Annotated in this window: 14 protein-coding genes; 10 read left to right on the forward strand and 4 right to left on the reverse strand. The window is 73.2% G+C overall.

Translation table 11 applies throughout. The features are described from left to right. Positions 1 to 175 precede the first annotated feature (175 nt). The 5 genes from N3K63_RS05855 to N3K63_RS05875 are packed head-to-tail and all read left to right on the forward strand — an operon-like array spanning position 176 to position 5701. On the forward strand, positions 176 to 1378 hold the full coding sequence (locus N3K63_RS05855) for a Gfo/Idh/MocA family protein (RefSeq protein ID WP_261579049.1): 1203 nt from the start codon (positions 176 to 178) through the stop codon (positions 1376 to 1378). Between the two features lie 3 nt (positions 1379 to 1381). After that, on the forward strand, positions 1382 to 2584 hold the full coding sequence (locus tag N3K63_RS05860) for a dihydrodipicolinate synthase family protein (protein WP_261579050.1): 1203 nt from the start codon (positions 1382 to 1384) through the stop codon (positions 2582 to 2584). Beyond that, positions 2581 to 3450 carry a sugar phosphate isomerase/epimerase family protein gene (locus N3K63_RS05865; protein ID WP_261579051.1) on the forward strand — a complete coding sequence of 290 codons (870 nt, stop codon included), beginning with the start codon at positions 2581 to 2583 and terminating at the stop codon, positions 3448 to 3450. Before N3K63_RS05860 ends, N3K63_RS05865 begins: the two co-directional genes overlap by 4 nt. Before the next feature lie 53 nt (positions 3451 to 3503). After that, positions 3504 to 4535 carry a LacI family DNA-binding transcriptional regulator gene (locus N3K63_RS05870; protein WP_261579052.1) on the forward strand — a complete coding sequence of 344 codons (1032 nt, stop codon included), beginning with the start codon at positions 3504 to 3506 and terminating at the stop codon, positions 4533 to 4535. After that, complete coding sequence (locus N3K63_RS05875) at positions 4532 to 5701, forward strand: glycerate kinase (RefSeq protein WP_261579054.1); 1170 nt, start codon at positions 4532 to 4534, stop codon at positions 5699 to 5701. Before N3K63_RS05870 ends, N3K63_RS05875 begins: the two co-directional genes overlap by 4 nt. Before the next feature lie 84 nt (positions 5702 to 5785). On the opposite strand, the gene pgm is transcribed toward N3K63_RS05875, so the two are convergent. Continuing rightward, the gene (gene pgm / locus N3K63_RS05880) at positions 5786 to 7426 is read right to left on the reverse strand and encodes a phosphoglucomutase (alpha-D-glucose-1,6-bisphosphate-dependent) (protein ID WP_261579060.1); all 1641 of its coding nucleotides are present in this window, start codon (positions 7424 to 7426) and stop codon (positions 5786 to 5788) included. A 139-nt stretch (positions 7427 to 7565) separates the two neighbouring features. Here pgm and N3K63_RS05885 point away from each other — a divergent pair, with 139 nt between their 5' ends. Next, on the forward strand, positions 7566 to 7745 hold the full coding sequence (locus N3K63_RS05885; RefSeq protein WP_261579062.1) for a hypothetical protein: 180 nt from the start codon (positions 7566 to 7568) through the stop codon (positions 7743 to 7745). 18 nt (positions 7746 to 7763) lie between these two features. Here the strand turns inward: N3K63_RS05885 and N3K63_RS05890 are convergent, their stop codons facing one another. Beyond that, the gene (locus tag N3K63_RS05890) at positions 7764 to 8405 is read right to left on the reverse strand and encodes a hypothetical protein (RefSeq protein WP_261579063.1); all 642 of its coding nucleotides are present in this window, start codon (positions 8403 to 8405) and stop codon (positions 7764 to 7766) included. Between the two features lie 82 nt (positions 8406 to 8487). Here N3K63_RS05890 and pheA point away from each other — a divergent pair, with 82 nt between their 5' ends. After that, complete coding sequence (pheA, locus tag N3K63_RS05895) at positions 8488 to 9450, forward strand: prephenate dehydratase (RefSeq protein ID WP_261579064.1); 963 nt, start codon at positions 8488 to 8490, stop codon at positions 9448 to 9450. 30 nt (positions 9451 to 9480) lie between these two features. Here the strand turns inward: pheA and N3K63_RS05900 are convergent, their stop codons facing one another. Further along, positions 9481 to 10521 carry an LLM class flavin-dependent oxidoreductase gene (locus N3K63_RS05900; protein WP_261579065.1) on the reverse strand — a complete coding sequence of 347 codons (1041 nt, stop codon included), beginning with the start codon at positions 10519 to 10521 and terminating at the stop codon, positions 9481 to 9483. Between the two features lie 117 nt (positions 10522 to 10638). Beyond that, positions 10639 to 12012: a cryptochrome/photolyase family protein gene (locus N3K63_RS05905; protein WP_261579067.1), complete on the reverse strand. Its 1374-nt coding sequence runs from the start codon at positions 12010 to 12012 to the stop codon at positions 10639 to 10641. Between the two features lie 314 nt (positions 12013 to 12326). Here N3K63_RS05905 and N3K63_RS05910 point away from each other — a divergent pair, with 314 nt between their 5' ends. The 3 genes from N3K63_RS05910 to N3K63_RS05920 all read left to right on the forward strand — a co-directional run bounded on the left by N3K63_RS05910 (position 12327) and on the right by N3K63_RS05920 (position 16994). Beyond that, the gene (locus N3K63_RS05910; protein WP_261579068.1) at positions 12327 to 13343 is read left to right on the forward strand and encodes a LacI family DNA-binding transcriptional regulator; all 1017 of its coding nucleotides are present in this window, start codon (positions 12327 to 12329) and stop codon (positions 13341 to 13343) included. Between the two features lie 600 nt (positions 13344 to 13943). Continuing rightward, positions 13944 to 15560, forward strand: coding sequence for a glycoside hydrolase family 13 protein (locus tag N3K63_RS05915; protein ID WP_261579208.1), 1617 nt, complete (start codon positions 13944 to 13946; stop codon positions 15558 to 15560). A 60-nt stretch (positions 15561 to 15620) separates the two neighbouring features. Continuing rightward, positions 15621 to 16994, forward strand: a complete 1374-nt coding sequence (locus N3K63_RS05920; protein WP_261579069.1) for an ABC transporter substrate-binding protein — start codon at positions 15621 to 15623, stop codon at positions 16992 to 16994. Positions 16995 to 17055: the final 61 nt, after the last annotated feature.

Raw genomic sequence — 17055 nt, forward strand, 5'->3', positions numbered from 1 at the left:
CCGGGGGGATCGGAAATGGGAAAGCGCTTGCACGCCGATCCCTCCCGTGGCACACTGGGGAAACAGGGTTGGAAAGCGCTTACCCACTGACCTTCTCCGCGGCCCCGGCCGCCCCGCATCCCGCACGGACCGTCACCGACGACACCGCGCTCCTCCTCGAAGAAAGCAGGACATCGTGACCGACACGACCCTCGCCCCCGCCCCCGCCGCGACCCCCGCCCGCCCCGCCGTGCGCGAGATCGGCATCATCATGAACGGCGTCTCGGGTCGCATGGGCTACCGCCAGCACCTGGTGCGCTCGATCCTCGCGATCCGCGACCAGGGCGGCATCGAGCTGCCCGACGGCACCAAGGTCACCGTCAAGCCGCTGCTGGTCGGCCGCAGCGAGGCCAAGCTGGCCGATCTGGCCGCCGCGCACGGCATCGAGGACTACACGACCGATCTGGATGCCGCCCTCGCCGACCCGCGCTGGGAGATCTACGCCGACTTCCTGGTGACCAAGGCCCGCGCCACGGCGCTGCGCAAGGCGATCGCCGCCGGCAAGACGATCTACACCGAGAAGCCCACCGCCGAGTCGGTCGAGGAGGCGCTCGAGCTGGCGCAGCTGGCCGCCGCGGCCGGCGTCAAGACCGGTGTCGTGCACGACAAGCTCTACCTGCCGGGCCTGCAGAAGCTCAAGCGCCTGATCGACTCGGGCTTCTTCGGCCGCATCCTCTCGGTGCGCGGCGAGTTCGGCTACTGGGTGTTCGAGGGCGACTGGCAGCCCGCGCAGCGCCCCAGCTGGAACTACCGCACCGAAGACGGCGGCGGCATCATCGTCGACATGTTCCCGCACTGGAACTACGTGCTCGAGAACCTGTTCGGCCCGGTGAAGACCGTCTACGCACAGGCCGCCGTGCACATCGCCGACCGCTGGGACGAGAAGGGCGAGCACTACACCGCCACCGCCGAAGACGCCGCCTACGGCATCTTCGAGCTGGAGGGCGACGTGGTGGCGCAGATCAACTCGTCGTGGACGGTGCGCGTGAACCGCGACGAGCTCGTCGAGTTCCACGTCGACGGCACCCACGGCTCGGCCGTGGTGGGCCTGTTCGGCGCGAAGATCCAGTCGCGCAACGCCACCCCCAAGCCGGTGTGGAACCCCGACCTCGAAGACACCCACGACTACGACGCCGACTGGGCGCAGGTTCCCACCAACGACGTGTTCCTCAACGGCTTCCGTCAGCAGTGGGAGGAGTTCCTCGCCTCGTACGTGCTCGACACGCCCTACGAGTTCGACCTGCTCGCCGGCGCCCGCGGCGTGCTGCTGGCCGAGGCCGGTCTGCAGTCCAGCCGCGAAGGCCGCAAGGTCGAGCTGGCCGCGCTGACCCTCGACTGAGCCATGACCGAGCTCGCCCTCCTCGGCGCCGACGGCGCCGTCACCCGCACGCCCCTGATCGCCTCGTCCGGGTATTCGCGCCCCGCCGCGCCGCTGCGCAGCCGGGTGGCCTATGCGGCCGCCCACGTGGTGCCGCGCACCCACGCCGACAACACGCCGGGTCGGCCGGCCGACGTCGACTGGGACGCCACGCTCGCCTTCCGCCGCAACGTGTACTCGTGGGGCCTGGGCGTGGCCGATGCGATGGACACCGCGCAGCGCAACATGGGGCTGGATGCCGCCGCCACCCGCGAGCTCATCTCCCGCTCCGCCCAGGTGGCCCGGGAGGAGGGCGGCTCGGTCGTCGTCGGCGTCAACACCGACCACGTCGAGGCCGAGCACATCTCGCTCGACGAGGTGATCGACGCCTACAAGCAGCAGCTGCACTTCACCGAGGAGCAGGGCGCGGGGCCGGTGCTCATGGCATCCCGTCACCTCGCCCGCGCCGCGCAGTCGGCCGACGACTACCGCCGCGTCTACCGCGAGGTGCTCGGCTCGGCCACGGTGCCGGTCGTGCTGCACTGGCTCGGCACCGCGTTCGACCCGCAGCTGGCCGGCTACTTCGGCGCCGACGACTGGCAGACCGCGTCGGCGGTGCTGCTGGAGATCATCGGCGAGCACACCGACAAGGTCGCGGGGGTGAAGATGAGCCTGCTCGACGCCGAGTCCGAGGTGGCGGTGCGCGAGCTCCTGCCCGCCGGGGTGCGCATGTTCACCGGTGACGACTTCAACTACGTCGGCCTCATCGGCGGCGCCGATGTGCCGGATGCGCGCCAGCCGCGCCGCGACCCGGCATCCGACCGGCAGCACTCCGATGCCCTGCTGGGGGCCTTCGCGGCGATCACCCCGGTGGCGTCGGCGGCCATCCAGGCCCTCGACGCCGGCGATGCCGCGCGCTACCTGGAGATCCTGGAGCCCACCGAGGCGCTGTCGCGTCAGGTGTTCGCGGCGCCCACGTTCTACTACAAGACCGGCGTCGCCTTCCTCTCGTGGCTCAACGGCCACCAGAGCGCGTTCCAGATGGTCGGCGGCCTGCACTCGGCGCGCAGCCTGCCGCACCTGTCGCGCATCGTCGAGCTCGCCAACGCCGCCAAGGCGTTCGAGCAGCCCGAGCTGGCCGCCGAGCGCTGGCACGGCATGCTGCGCCTGAACGGAGTCGACGCGTGAACGCCCCCCACCCCCGCCTCTCGATCAACCAGGCCACCATCAAGCACGCCGATCTCGCCACCGCGCTGCGGGTGACCGCGGATGCCGGTGTGCCGGCGATCGGACTGTGGCGCGAGCCGGTGCAGGAGGTGGGACTGGCCACGGCCGCCCGCATGCTCACCGACTCGGGGCTGCGCTTCACCACGCACTGCCGCTCCGGCTTCTTCACGATGCCCGAGGGCCCCGCCCGCCGCGCCTCGATCGACGACAACCGCATCGCGATCGAAGAGGCGGCGACCCTCGCCGCCGCCGGCGCCCCCGGTTCCACCGCGATCCTCGTGCTGGTCGCCGGCGGCCTCCCCGAGGGTTCGCGCGACCTCGTCGGTGCCCGCGAGCGGGTGCGCGACGCGATCGGCAAGCTCGCCCCCGACGCCCAGGCGGCCGGGGTGACGCTGGCCATCGAGCCGCTGCATCCGATGTACGCGAGCGACCGGTGCGTCGTCTCGACGCTGGGGCAGGCCCTCGACATCGCCGCCGACTTCGCCCCCGAGGTCGTCGGCGCCACCGTCGACACCTTCCACATCTGGTGGGACCCCGACGTGCAGGCCGCCATCGCCCGCGCCGGGCGCGAGGGCCGCATCGCGACCTATCAGGTGTGCGACTGGAAGACGCCGCTGCCGGCCGACGTGCTGCTGTCGCGGCACTACCCGGGCGACGGCGTGATCGACTTCGGTGCGCTCACCGAGGCGGTCATCGCCACCGGCTACGACCGCGACATCGAGGTGGAGATCTTCAACGAGGAGATCTGGGCGACCGACCCGGCGCTGGCCGTCGCGCGCACGGCCGCGGGCTTCGGCCGTGCGGTCGCGCCGCACCTGCCGGCGTGATCGCATGCGACGCCTGACGGGGAAACGTGTTCCCGAGTCCTAAACTCACGAGCGTGACCGACCCCTCCGCCCCCGCCCGCCCCGGTTCTGTGACCCTGCACGACGTCGCCGACGCCGCGGGGGTCTCCCTCGCGACCGCGTCGCGCGTGCTCAACGGCTCGACGCGCAACGTCGCCGGGCCCTACCGCGAGCGGGTCGAGGCGGCCGCCGCGCGGCTGGGCTACTCGGCCAACCTCTCGGCGCAGGCCACCGCGCGCGGCACATCGGCGATCGTGGCGCTGCTGGTCGCCGACATCGCCGACCCCTACTTCGGCGAGCTCGCCGCCGGTGTGGCCCGCGGCGCCGACGAGGCGGGGCTGGTCGTCACCATCGCCACCACCGACCGCGACGCCGACCGCGAGCTGCGCCTCGTGCGCGCCCTGCGCGGGCAGCGGCCGCGGGGGGTCATCCTCGCCGCCTCGCGCGCGGCGGCGCAGTTCGCGCCCGAGCTGGCGCGCGAGCTCGACCTCATCGCAGCCGCGGGCGGCCGCGTCGTCGCCCTCGGGCCGCAGGCCGACGGCATCCGCGGCATCACCCTCGACAACCGCGGCGGTGCCGAGGCGCTCGGCCGCGCCCTGGCCGACAGCGGCTACCGCGACGCGATCGTGCTCGCCGCCGCCGAGGGCATCGTCACCAGCGACGAGCGCGTCGCCGGGTTCACCGCCGGGTTCACGGCGGGCGGCGGCTCGGCCCCACGCCTCCACCGGGCGGGGTTCACCCGCGACGCCGGCGCCGCGGCGATGACGGCCGCCCTGGCCGAGGGCGTCGCGCCGGGCACCCTCGTGTTCGGCATCAGCGACGTCGTCGCCATCGGCGCGATGGGCGCGCTGCGGCAGGCCGGCCGCGAGGTGGGCGCCGACGTGGCCCTGTGCGGCTACGACGACATCCCCACCAGCCGCGACGTGACCCCGGCGCTCACGACCGTGAACATCCCGCTCGAAGAGGTCGGCTACCAGGCCCTGCGCGCCGCCGTCGACCCCGACTGGTCGCCGGCGCCGCTGCCGCTGCAGGTGCTGCTGCGCGGCAGCACGCCCCCGCCGTCATGACCCGCATCGTCGTCGCCGTCGACAGTTTCAAGGGGTCGATCTCGGCCGCCGACGCGGCACGCGCGCTGAGAGACGGCATCCGCGGTGCGGTGGGAGGCGCCGAGGTGGTGCTGCGCCCCATGGCCGACGGCGGCGAGGGCACCCTCGACGCCTTCGCGGCCGCGGTGCCGGGCGCCCAGCGCATGCCGGTGCGGGTGACGGGGCCGGCGGGCACCGACGTCGACGCCGCGTGGCTGCTGCTGCCGGGCGGCACCGCGGTGGTCGAGCTCGCCTCGACCAGCGGCATCGAACTGCTCGGCCCGGCGGCGCACGCCGACGATGGGCTGCCCGGTGGATTGCCCGGTGGGCTGCCCGGTGCGGTCCTGCCCGGTGCGGTCCTGCGCGGCGAGGATGCCGACACCACCGGCTTCGGGCAGGCGATCGCCGCGGCCCTCGACCACGGAGTGCACCGCCTCGTGCTCGGCATCGGCTCGAGCGCGTCGACGGACGGCGGCACCGGCATGCTGCGCGCCCTCGGAGCGCGGCTGACAGCCGCCGACGGCGCCGACACCGCCCCCGGCGCCCGGGGGCTGGGGTCCCTGGCATCCGTCGACCTCTCGGGTCTGCGCGCGCTGCCGCCGGGAGGTGCGGTCGTGCTGACCGACGTCACCAACCCGCTGCGGGGCGCCGCCGGCGCCGCCGCCGTCTTCGGGCCGCAGAAGGGCCTCGACCCCGCCGGCGTCGTGCGCGCCGACGCGGGCCTGGCGCGCCTGGCCGCGCTGCTGCCGCAGGTCGACCCCGCCACCCCGGGCGCGGGCGCGGCCGGGGGCACCGGGTTCGGGCTGCTCGCCTGGGGCGCGCGACTCGTGCCGGGCGCTGCCGAGGTGGCCGCCCTCATCGGGCTGGCCGAGGCGATCGGCGGCGCCGACCTCGTCGTCACCGGCGAGGGCTCGTTCGACGGGCAGTCGGCCGCCGGCAAGGTGCCGACCTTCGTGCAGGCCGCCGCGGCGACGGCGCACGTGCCGGTCGTGCTCGTGGCCGGCCGCATCGCCCCCGATGCCGACACGGCGGCGTTCGCGGCGACGTTCTCGCTCACCGACCTCGCCGGCAGCCCCGCGGCCTCGCTCGCCGATCCCGCGCGCTGGCTGCACGCCGCCGGCACGCGGATGCCGCACGCCGGGGCCTGAGGCCGGTTCCGGCCCTCGGGGCTGCCGGCGGCTGCTCTTCAGATCACGGGAGCCGGGTCAGGAGCCGTGACTCCGGGCGCCGGGTCAGGCGCCGAGCGCGGCGGCCACCACCGCGCGGGCTTCGGCCTGCACCTCGGCGAGGTGCTCGGGGCCGCGCAGCGACTCGGCGTAGAGCTTGTAGACGTCTTCGGTGCCCGACGGCCGCGCCGCGAACCACGCGTGTGCGGTCTGCACCTTGAGGCCGCCGATCGCGGCGCCGTTGCCGGGCGCGTGCGACAGCTTCGCGGTGATGGGCTCACCGGCCAGCTCGGTGGCCGTCACGGCTTCGGGCGCCAGGCGCGCCAGCGCCGCCTTCTGCTCGGGCGTGGCCGGGGCGTCGACGCGCTGGTAGGCCGACGAGCCGTACTCGGCCTCGAGCTCGGCGTAGCGCTGCGAGGGCGTCTTGCCGGTGACCGCGAGGATCTCGGAGGCCAGCAGGCACAGCAGGATGCCGTCCTTGTCGGTCGTCCACACCGTGCCGTCGAAGCGCAGGAACGATGCCCCCGCCGACTCCTCGCCGCCGAAGGCGACCGACCCGTCGATGAGGCCGGGGACGAACCACTTGAACCCGACGGGCACCTCGACCAGGCGACGGCCGAGCGCCTCGACGACGCGGTCGATGATCATCGACGACACGAGGGTCTTGCCCACCGCGGCATCCGCCCGCCAGTTCGGACGGTGCGCGTAGAGGTAGTCGATCGCGACGGCGAGGTAGTGGTTGGGGTTCATGAGCCCGCCGTCGGGGGTGACGATGCCGTGACGGTCGGCATCCGCGTCGTTGCCGGTGAGGATGTCGTACTCGTGGCGGCGGGCGACGAGGGCGGCCATGGCCGAGGGGGAGCTCGGATCCATGCGGATCTTCTCGTCCCAGTCCAGCGTCATGAAGCGCCAGGTCGGGTCGACCTCGGGGTTGACGACGGTCAGGTCGAGGCCGTACTTCTCGGCGATCAGCGCCCAGTACTCCACCGAGGCCCCGCCCAGCGGGTCGGCGCCGATGCGCACCCCGGCCTTGCGGATCGCGTCGATGTCGATGATGTCGGCGAGGTCGGCGACGTAGTTCTCGCGGAAGTCGTAGGTGCCCACGCGCCCCTCGACGATGTCGGCGAAGCGGGTGCGCTGCACGCCCTCGAGGTTCGCTTCGATGAGCGCGTTCGCGCGGTCGGCGATCCACCCGGTGGCGTCGGTGTCGGCGGGGCCGCCGTGCGGCGGGTTGTACTTGAAGCCGCCGTCGCGGGGCGGGTTGTGCGACGGGGTCACCACGATGCCGTCGGCGCGGCCCGGGTCGGCCTCGTCGCGGTCGCGGTTGTAGGCGAGGATCGCGTGGCTGAGCGCGGGCGTGGGCACCCACGCGTCGCGGGAGTCGGCGCGCACGTCGATTCCGTTGGCCACGAGCACCTCGATGGCGCTGCGCTCGGCAGGGCGCGAGAGCCCGTGCGTGTCGCGCCCGAGGAAGAGCGGGCCGGTGATGCCCTGCGCGGCGCGGTAGTCGACGATCGCCTGCGTCGTGGCGAGGATGTGCACCTCGTTGAAGCTCGACGACAGCGACGACCCGCGGTGGCCGCTGGTGCCGAACGCCACCCGCTGCGCGGCGACCGACGGATCCGGCCGGCGGTCGTAGTACGCGGCGATCAGCTCGTCGATGTCGATCAGGTCGGATGCTTCGGCGGGCTGTCCTGCGCGGCTCATGCCCCCAGTCTGGCACTCGCCGGTCGTGGTGGCACCTCTGCGGGCGATGATCCGCAGCCGGGCATTTGCCACGGTCGTGCACCGCCGGGCTCGGGCGCGGCGCGTGCGACAGTGTCGGGGAGGACACCCGGAGGAACCCATGGCACGACGCGCGCGCAGGGCCGAGACGTGCCGCGCCGTGCTGTCGCGGGTCGACGGCACCGTCGTCTCCGATGAGATCGTCGAGGCTTCGGCGGCGTCGCTCCGCCGCATCGACCGCGTCGAGTGGCACCTTCCCGACGGCGACTACGTCATGCGCATCGAGGCCGCCGACAGGTGAGCGCCCGCGCCGGTCTCCTTACCCGCGCTGGAGTGTCGCCGTGGCCGTGCCGCCCGAGATCGTGCTCTCGAGCGTGAGCGTGTCGCCCTCGCAGGTGTAGGGGGCGTCGGCGACGGGGGAGGCTGCGATCTGTTCGATGATCCCGCTGGCATCGGTGGGCGCGCCGTCGAGGGTCGCGCTCACCTGCAGGCCGTCGGTCGACGTCGTGTCCGCGGTGATCCGGTCGTCGGTCGCGGTGTAGGTGCCCGACAGTGCGCCGCCGAGGGTCACGGCGATCTCGGTGCCTCCGACGTCGGCGGTGACATTCGTCGGCGGCGTCCACGCGTAGGCACCGTCGGCGCCGATCGTGAGCGAGGCCGTCCCCTGCGGCGTGTACCCGATGTCGGCACCCGAGAGGATCGTGTTGATATCGGCGTAGAACCGGTCGAGGCCCGCCTGGTCCATGCGCCAGTCGCCGATGAGGCACGCAGCGCCTGCTGCGGCGGAGGGAGAGGGCGTGGCGGTGGTGGACGCGCTGGGCGACACCGATGCGCGGGGCGACGATGTCGAGGTGCCCGTCGCGGTGGGTGCGGTGCCCTCGGGCGCACACCCCGCCAACGCGCACACCAGCAGGGCGGATGCCGAGAGGGCGAGCATGGGGGCGAGACGGCGACGAGTCATGCTCTTCACCCTAGGTCGACCGTGCCCGGCAGTCCGCGCGCACGCGCGGCACGGCGCCCGCGCCGGTCTAGGCTGAATCCCCGTGAGCACAGACGCGAGCGGCATCCCGATCCGACGCACCTACAGCTACCTGGGTCCGGCAGGCACGTTCACCGAGGCCGCCCTCGCGCAGGTTCCCGAGGCGCGCGACCAGATCTGGCGCCCGGTGCGCAACGTCGCCGAGGCTCTCACCGACGTCGTCGAGGGGCGTGCCGACGCGGCGATGATCGCGATCGAGAACTCGATCGACGGCGGGGTGTCCACCGCGCAAGACGCCCTGGCGACCATGTCGGGGCTGCGGATCGTCGGCGAGTACCTCGTGCCGGTCAACTTCGTGCTGGTGGGCCGCCCCGGGGCGCGCCTGGCCGACGTGTCGCTCGTCGCGGCGCATCCGGTCGCCTACGCGCAGTGCCTGCACTGGCTCTCGGCGCACCTCCCCGAGCACGCGCACCTGCCGGCGGCCAGCAATGTGGCCTCGGCGGTCGGCATCGTCGACGGCGCGAGCGATGCGGATGCCGCGATCGCGCCCCCCGGCATCCTCGGTCACTACGACCTCGAGCTGCTGGCATCCGACATCGGCGACAACCCCAACGCCGTCACCCGCTTCGTGCTGGTGGCGCGCACGGTCGCCCCGCCGGCGCCCACCGGCGCCGACAAGACCTCGCTGATCGCCGAGCTGCCCGACGACCACCCGGGCGCGCTGCTCGAGCTGCTCGAGCAGTTCTCGACCCGCGGGATCAACCTGTCGCTCATCGAGTCGCGGCCCATCGGCGACGCCCTCGGCCGGTACCGGTTCGTCATCGACGCCGACGGGCACATCGAAGACGAGCGCATGGCCGACGCGCTGCTGGGCCTGCGCCGCTTCAGCCCGAAGGTGACATTCCTCGGCTCGTACCCTCGCGCCGACCGTGCGATCGTGCACTACCCCGACCGCTACTCCGACGACGTGTTCGTCGAGGCCCGCGACTGGCTGCGCGGCCTCATCTCGGGCGAACCCGAGGCCTGAGCCGGCTCGGGCTCCGGGGACCGGGGCTCGTCAGGCGGCGAGCAGCTCGAGGGTCTGCACGCGCCCGGATGCCGTGTCGAACGGCTCCGCCGCGTACGGCGCGGCGACGGGCGAGATCATGACCTCGTCGACGCCGTGGCGGGTTGCGAAGGCGGCCAGGCGCGTGCGCACCTCGTCGGGCACGCCCACGAACCAGCGGCTGCGCATCACGTCGATGAGCGGGGTCGCCAGGCCGTCCGCGGCCTCGGCGGCCGCGGCCTCCTCGACGGTCTCGAGCGGGCCGAGCGGGCGCCCGCCGCGCAGCCGGGCCATCATGCGCGCCTGCGGCAGCATCCGCTCGTCGGCTTCGGCGGCGGTGGGGGCGACCACGGCGTTGGCGGTGAGGAACGTGCGCGGGGCGGCGAGCGTCTCGGACGGCTGGAAGCCCTGCCGGTAGAGGTCGAGGGCGCGCTCGAGTCCATCGCCCGAGAAGTGGTTGGCGAAGACGTAGGGCAGGCCCATCGCCGCGGCCAGCTGCGCCGAGTAGTCGCTCGATCCCAGCAGCCACACCTCGGGGGTGCTCGTGGCGGCCGGTGTCGCGTGCACGTCGTAGGTGCCGCCCGAGGTGAAGCGCACCGTCGCGCCCTCGGGGCTCACGAGCGAGACGATGTCGCGCACGTTGTCGGGGAACCGGTCGACGTCGCTCGTCGTGCCCGACTGGCGCAGCAGCTGCGTGATCACCGGGTCGCTGCCGGGCGCGCGGCCGAGGCCCAGGTCGATGCGCCCGGGGGCGATCGCCTCGAGCGCGGCGAACTGCTCGGCCACCACCAGCGGGGAGTGGTTGGGCAGCATCACGCCGCCCGATCCGAGCCGGATGCGGTGGGTGCGGCCGGCCGCGGCGGCCACGAGCACCGGCGGGGTGGTCGAGGCCACGGCGGGCATGTTGTGGTGCTCGGCGAACCAGTAGCGGCGGTAGCCGAGGTCGTCGGCGCGCGCGGCGAGGGCCAGCGAGGATGCCACGGCCTGGGCGCTGGACTGACCGGTGCGCACCGAGACGAGGTCGAGGACGGAGAGTGCGGGGGAGGAGCTCATCACCTCACCGCAACGCGGCGGGGGCGCCGGGCATTCCGGCGGGGCGTCGGGGTGGGTGGGTGGAGGTCGCGGGGACGCCAGGCGCCGGGCGCCACCGGGCTCGCTTGACGCTCGGGGTCACCGGGCGCGCTTGACCGCCTCGTACGCGTCGAGGGCCGCACGTCGCGTGGCGGCGAGGTCGACGAGGGGCTCCTGCCCCGCGGCATCCGGCGCCCACTCGTTCACGTACTGGCCGTGACGGTCGAACTTCTCGGCCTGCAGCACCGGGTTGAAGATGCGGAAGTACGGCGATGCATCGGCGCCGGAGCCTGCCACCCACTGCCAGTTGAACGGGTTGCTGGCCGTGTCGGCGTCGACGAGGGTGTCCCAGAACCACTGCTCGCCGTGCCGCCAGTCGATCAGCAGGTTCTTGGTGAGGAACGAGCCGGTCACCATCCGCACCCGGTTGTGCATGTAGCCGGTGTGCCACAGCTCCCGCATGCCGGCGTCGACGAGGGGGATGCCGGTGCGTCCCTGCTGCCAGGCGGCGAGGTGCGCCCGGTTCAGCGTCGGCCAGGGGAATGCGTCGAACGAGCCGCGCCAGTTGCGGGTGGCGAGGTCGGGGAAGTGGAACAGCGTGTGCCAGGCGAACTCGCGCCAGCCGAGCTCGGAGAGGAAGCGGTGCGCCGAGCCGCCCGCCCCCGCTGCGGAGCTGGCGTCGACGGCATCCAGGGTCTCGCGCCAGACGGTGTGCGGGCTGATCTCGCCCCACCGCAGTCGGGGCGACAGCAGCGAGGTGGCCCCGCCGGCGGGCTCGTCGCGGGCGCGGTCGTAATCGGGGAGGTCGTCGGCGAGGAACTCGCGCAGGCGCGCGCGGGCGGCCGGCTCGCCCGGCTCCCAGCGCTCGCGCAGGCCCCCCGCCCAGTCGGGCGTGGTGGGAAGCAGGTGCCAGTCGTCGAGGTCATCGGAGGCAGGCGTGCGTCGCGGGCCGGTCAGCTCGCGCGGCTCGGGCAGGGGCGCGCGGGGTGCCGGCAGGTCGCGGCAGGCCTTCCAGAACGGGGTGAACACGGCGTAGGGGGTGCCGCTGCCGGTGGTCACCGTCCACGGCTCGAACAGCAGCGAGGCGGCGAACGACTGCGCCTCGACGCCCGATGCGCGCAGCGCCGTCTTGACCGCGGTGTCGACCTCCCGCTCGGGGGCGCCGTACCGGCGGTTCCAGAACACGGCGCCGGCGCCGGTCTCGTCCACCAGCCGCGCGATCTCGTCGGCTCCCGCGCCGCGGCGCAGCACCAGCACCGACCCCTTGTCGCGCAGCCGTGCGCCGAGCGAGTCGAGCGAGTGGTGCAGCCACCAGCGGGCGGCCCCGCCCAGCGGGCGGATGCCCTCGGACTGCTCGTCCCACACGAACACCCCGATCACCGGCTCGCCCCGATCGACCGCCGCCCGCAGCGCCGGGTTGTCGGCCAGCCGCAGGTCGTCGCGGAACCACACGAGCGAGGGAGACGCGTCCATGCCTCCATCATCTGCCGAGTGTCCACAACACGCGGCATGCGCGCCCCCGCACCCGCGTGTTGTGGACACTCGCTGTGCGGGTGCGGGTGCGGGTGCGCGTGCGCGTGCGCGTGCGCGTGCGGGGGCGGGTATGGGCGCAGGCGGGTGTGTCCGCCCGTGCCGAGTGTCCAAGACACGCGGCTGGCGCCAGCCGGATGCCGCGTGTCTCGGACACTCGGCGCCGCGCGCCGCGGGCCGCGGCATCCGCACGGCCGCGCAGCGGACGAGGCGAAAGAACTTGCGTGGACTTGCGCGGGCTTGCATAGGATGACGGCATGTCGAAGCGTCTCGCGGAGGTCGCGCGCAAGGTCGGGGTCAGCGAAGCCACCGTCAGCCGCGTGCTCAACGACAAGCCGGGTGTCTCGGATGCCACACGTCAGGCGGTCCTGACCGCGCTCGACGTGCTGGGGTACGAGCGCCCCACCAAGCTGCGTGGCGAGCGGGCTCCGCTGGTCGGCCTCGTGCTGCCCGAGCTCACCAATCCGATCTTCCCCGCGCTGGCCGAGATCATCGCCGGCGGGCTCACTCAGATGGGCTACACGCCGCTGTTGTGCACCCAGAACGCGGGCGGCATCACCGAGGCCGATTACGTCGACATGCTGCTGCAGCAGCAGGTGTCGGGCGTGGTGTTCCTCGGCGGCAACTACAGCCAGACCGACGCGCCGCACGCCCACTACGCCCGGCTCGTCGACGTGAAGCTGCCGACCGTGTTCGTCAACGCGCGCACAGAGGGCATCGAGGTCGCGACGGTGTCCACCGACGACACCACGGCGGCGGAGCAGGCCGTGACGCACCTGCTGCAGCTGGGGCATCGCCGCATCGGGATGCTGCTGGGCCCCATCGATCATGTGCCGTCGCAGCGCAAGCTCGTCGGAGCGCGACGAGTGCTCGACGCGGCCGGCGAACCGCTCGACGACCGCCTCATCGTGCGCGGTCTCTACACCCTCGAGTCCGGCCAGGCCGGCGCGACTGCCCTCCTCGACCGCGGTGCGACGGCGATCGTCTGCGCGAGCGACGTGTTGGCGCTCGGCGCCATCCGCGCCGTGCGTCGGGCGGGCAAGCGCGTGCCGCAGGATGCCAGTGTGGTCGGCTTCGACGACTCCGCGCTCATGAGCTGCACAGAGCCGCCCCTGACGACTATCCGTCAGCCGATCGAGGCGATGGGGCGCACCGCGATCGACCTGCTCGTCGCGCAGATCCGGGGCGCCGTCTCCAGCGGCATCGAGCTTCTCTTCGAGCCCGAGCTGGTCCTGCGCGCCTCGACCGCGCCGGTGAGTCCGCTGCCCGCGTAGCGCCGCGGCCCCGCCACCCTCCCCGGCGCGTCGGTCGCTCGCGGGCTCGGAGTGTCAGCCGAGCTCGCCGAGTGTCCAAGACACGCGGCTCGCGCCGTCCGGCATCCGCGTGTCTTGGACACTCGGCAGAGGGCGCGCCCGCGCAGGGCTGGGCGCAGCCGCCGGGTGCTGTGCGCGAACTCCGCCGCGCTCGTGCGTGCACGCCACCGCATTCGCTCGACGGCGCCGCACTCGCTCGAGCGTGCCGCACCCGCTCGGGCGCGCGGCGCGCCAGCGCACGGCCGCGCTTGCGCGAGCTTGCAGCGTTTGCGCAAGCGCGACAAGTTGCGCAACTTTGTCGGCTTCTTGCGTTAAACCATCTATTTCGCTACATTCGACCGCAGTCGCCCCGCGCACCAGCAACCCGCCGACAGGAGCACCGTGGACACCGAGGTCCAGATCGACCACCGCAGCGCCCCCGCCGCGCCCGCGCCGCACCAACCCCCCGCGCCGCACCTCACCTCCGCGCACCAAACCGACGCCCCCGACACCCCCGACACCCCCGACACCACCCAAACCCCCAGCGCCCCCGCGCGCCCCGCCCTCCCCGTCGACGACCCGCTGTGGTGGCGGTCCGCGGTCATCTACCAGGTGTACGTGCGCAGCTTCGCCGACGGCGACGGCGACGGCACGGGTGATCTGGCCGGGGTTCGCGCCCGGCTGCCGTACCTGAAGGCGCTGGGCGTGGATGCCATCTGGTTCAACCCCTGGTACGCGAGTCCGCTCGCCGACGGCGGCTACGACGTCGAGGACTACCGGGCGATCCACCCCCGTTTCGGCACCCTCGCCGAGGCGGAGCTGCTCATCAGCGAGGCCCTGAGCCTCGGCATCCGCACGATCATCGACGTCGTCCCGAACCACATCTCCGACCGTCACGTGTGGTTCCAGCAGGCTCTCGCCGCCGGCCCCGGCAGCCCCGAGCGCGAGCGGTTCTGGTTCCACCCCGGCAAGGGCGAGAACGGCGACGAGATCCCGACGCACTGGGAGTCGAGCTTCCAGGGCTCGACGTGGACGCGCACCGTGAACCCCGACGGCACGCCGGGCGAGTGGTACCTGCACCTGTTCACCCCCGAGCAGCCCGACCTGAACTGGAACCACCCCGATGTGCGCCGCGAGCACGAGGACATCCTGCGGTTCTGGTTCGACCGGGGCGTCGCGGGAGTGCGCATCGACTCCGCCGCCCTGCCGGTGAAGGATCCGGCGCTGCCGGAGGTGCCCGCCGATCCCGGGGCGGGGGAGCACCCGCACCTCGATCGCGACGAGATCCACGACATCTACCGCGCCTGGCGCGCCGTGGCCGACGAGTACGAGGGCAGCCGCGTGCTCGTGGGCGAGGTGTGGCTGGCCGACGCGGAGCGCTTCGCCCAGTACCTGCGCCCCGACGAGATGCACACCGCGTTCAACTTCGACTTCATGACCCAGCCGTGGAGCGCCGGGGCCCTGCGCGCCTCCATCGAGCGCACCCTCGCCGAGCACGCGCCCATCGGCGCGCCGGCGACGTGGGTGCTCTCCAACCACGACATCACCCGCCCGGTCACCCGCTACGGCCGCGCCGACTCGGGCTTCGCGTTCGCCCGCAAGCGCTTCGGCACCCCCACCGACCTGCAGCGCGGCACGCGCCGGGCGCGCGCGGCGGCACTGCTGGTGGGGGCGCTCCCGGGCAGCATGTACATCTACCAGGGCGACGAGCTGGGCCTGCCCGAAGCCGACCTCCCGCGCGAGGTCATCGAAGACCCGATGCACTTCCGCTCCGGAGGAGTCGACCCGGGGCGGGACGGATGCCGCGTGCCGCTGCCCTGGTCGGGCCCGGTGCCCCCGTTCGGGTTCGGCACCGACGCCCGCCACGACACCTGGCTGCCGCAGCCGGCCGGCTGGGAGACGTTCACCGTCGAGGCGGAGTCGGCCGATCCGGCCTCGACGCTGCGGCTCTACCAGGACATGATCCGCACCCGCCGGGCGCGGGCCGACCTGGCCGCCGAGAGCGGTGCGCCCGGGCTGGACTGGCTCGAGCTCGGCGCCGATGTCCTCGCGTTCCGCCGCGGCGAGCACACGGCATCCATCACCAACTTCGGCCCCGTGCCGATCGCCCTCCCCGCGCACGGCGGGGTGGTGCTCAGCAGCGCGCCGCTCGAGGACGGCGCGCTGCCGCCCGACACCACCGTCTGGCTCGAGGTCTGAGCCGGGCACCCTCGACGCGCGAGAGCGCACCACCACCACACAGCACCGAAAGGACTGACAATGTCGTCTCCCACCACCCGTGCCGCCCTCGCGGGCGTCGCGCTCTTCGGCAGCGTGGCGCTGCTGGCCGGCTGCGCCGGAGGATCGTCGCCGTCGTCGAGCGACGACGGCAAGACCACCATCAAGGTCGCCATCGACGCCGGTCTCGAGCAGGAGGCGCGCGACAACTTCGACGCGCGCGTGAAGCTCTTCGAAGAGGCCAACCCCGACATCATCGTCGACGCCCAGGAGTACACCTGGACGGCGCCCACGTTCACCACCGACCTCGCGGGCGGCACGCTGCCCGACGTGTTCACCATCCCGTTCACCGACGGTCGCGCGCTCATCGCCAACAAGCAGATCGCCGACATCTCGACGCTCGTGGCCGCCCTGCCCTACGCCGACAGCTTCAACCCCAACGTCGCGCAGGCCGGACAGTCCGAAGACGGCGCGCAGTGGGCGATCCCGATCTCCGCCTACGGTCAGGGCCTGCACTACAACCGCACCCTGTTCGAAGCGGCAGGCCTCGACCCCGACAACCCGCCCACCACGTGGGACGAGGTGCGCGAGGCCGCCAAGAAGATCTCGGATGCCACCGGCGAAGCCGGCTACGCGACCATGACCTCGGGCAACACCGGCGGCTGGATCCTCACGACGCTCGTCAACGCCTTCGGCGGCCGCACCGAGAACGCCGACGCCACCGAGCCAACGCTGGTGAGCGACCCGGCCGTGAAGGAGGTGCTCGACTACCTGCACCAGCTGCGCTGGGACGACAACGCGATGGGCGCGAACTTCCTCTACGACTGGGGCACGATCAACCAGGACTTCGCCTCGGGCCGCATCGGCATGTACGTCTCGGGCGGCGGCAACTACGGCAACCTCGTCACCCAGAACGCGCTGAACCCCGACGACTACGGGCTCACCGTGCTCCCGCTCGAGGGCGATGACCCCGGCCTGCTCGGCGGCGGCACGCTCGCCGCGGTCAGCCCCAAGTCGACCGAGGCGGCGCAGGCCGCCGCGGTGAAGTGGATCGACTTCTACTACATGGCCAAGATCGCCGACGAAGACACCGCTGTCGAGACCGCCGAGCTCGCCGCGTCGCTCGACCAGCCGGTCGGCGCCCCCGAACTGCCCGTGTTCGACCAGGAGCAGTTCGAGCAGTACCAGTCGTGGATCGCGCCGTATGTCAACGTGCCCACCGCGCAGATGGCGCCCTACACCGACGCGATCTTCGACCAGCCGCTGATCGCCGAGCCGCGCGTGGCCACGCAGGACGTCTACGCGCTGCTCGACACCGTCGTGCAGTCGGTGCTCACCGATCAGAACGCCGACATCGACCGGCTCCTGGCCGACGCGCAGACGCAGGCCGAAGCGCTCTACGCCAAGGCGGGCTGACCCCCGCGCCGCTCCCCGGGATCCTTGCGCGATCCCGGGGAGCGCGCCCCACTCGACGACG

It is taken from the genome of Microbacterium festucae (genome assembly GCF_025421715.1).
Classification (GTDB): domain Bacteria; phylum Actinomycetota; class Actinomycetes; order Actinomycetales; family Microbacteriaceae; genus Microbacterium; species Microbacterium festucae.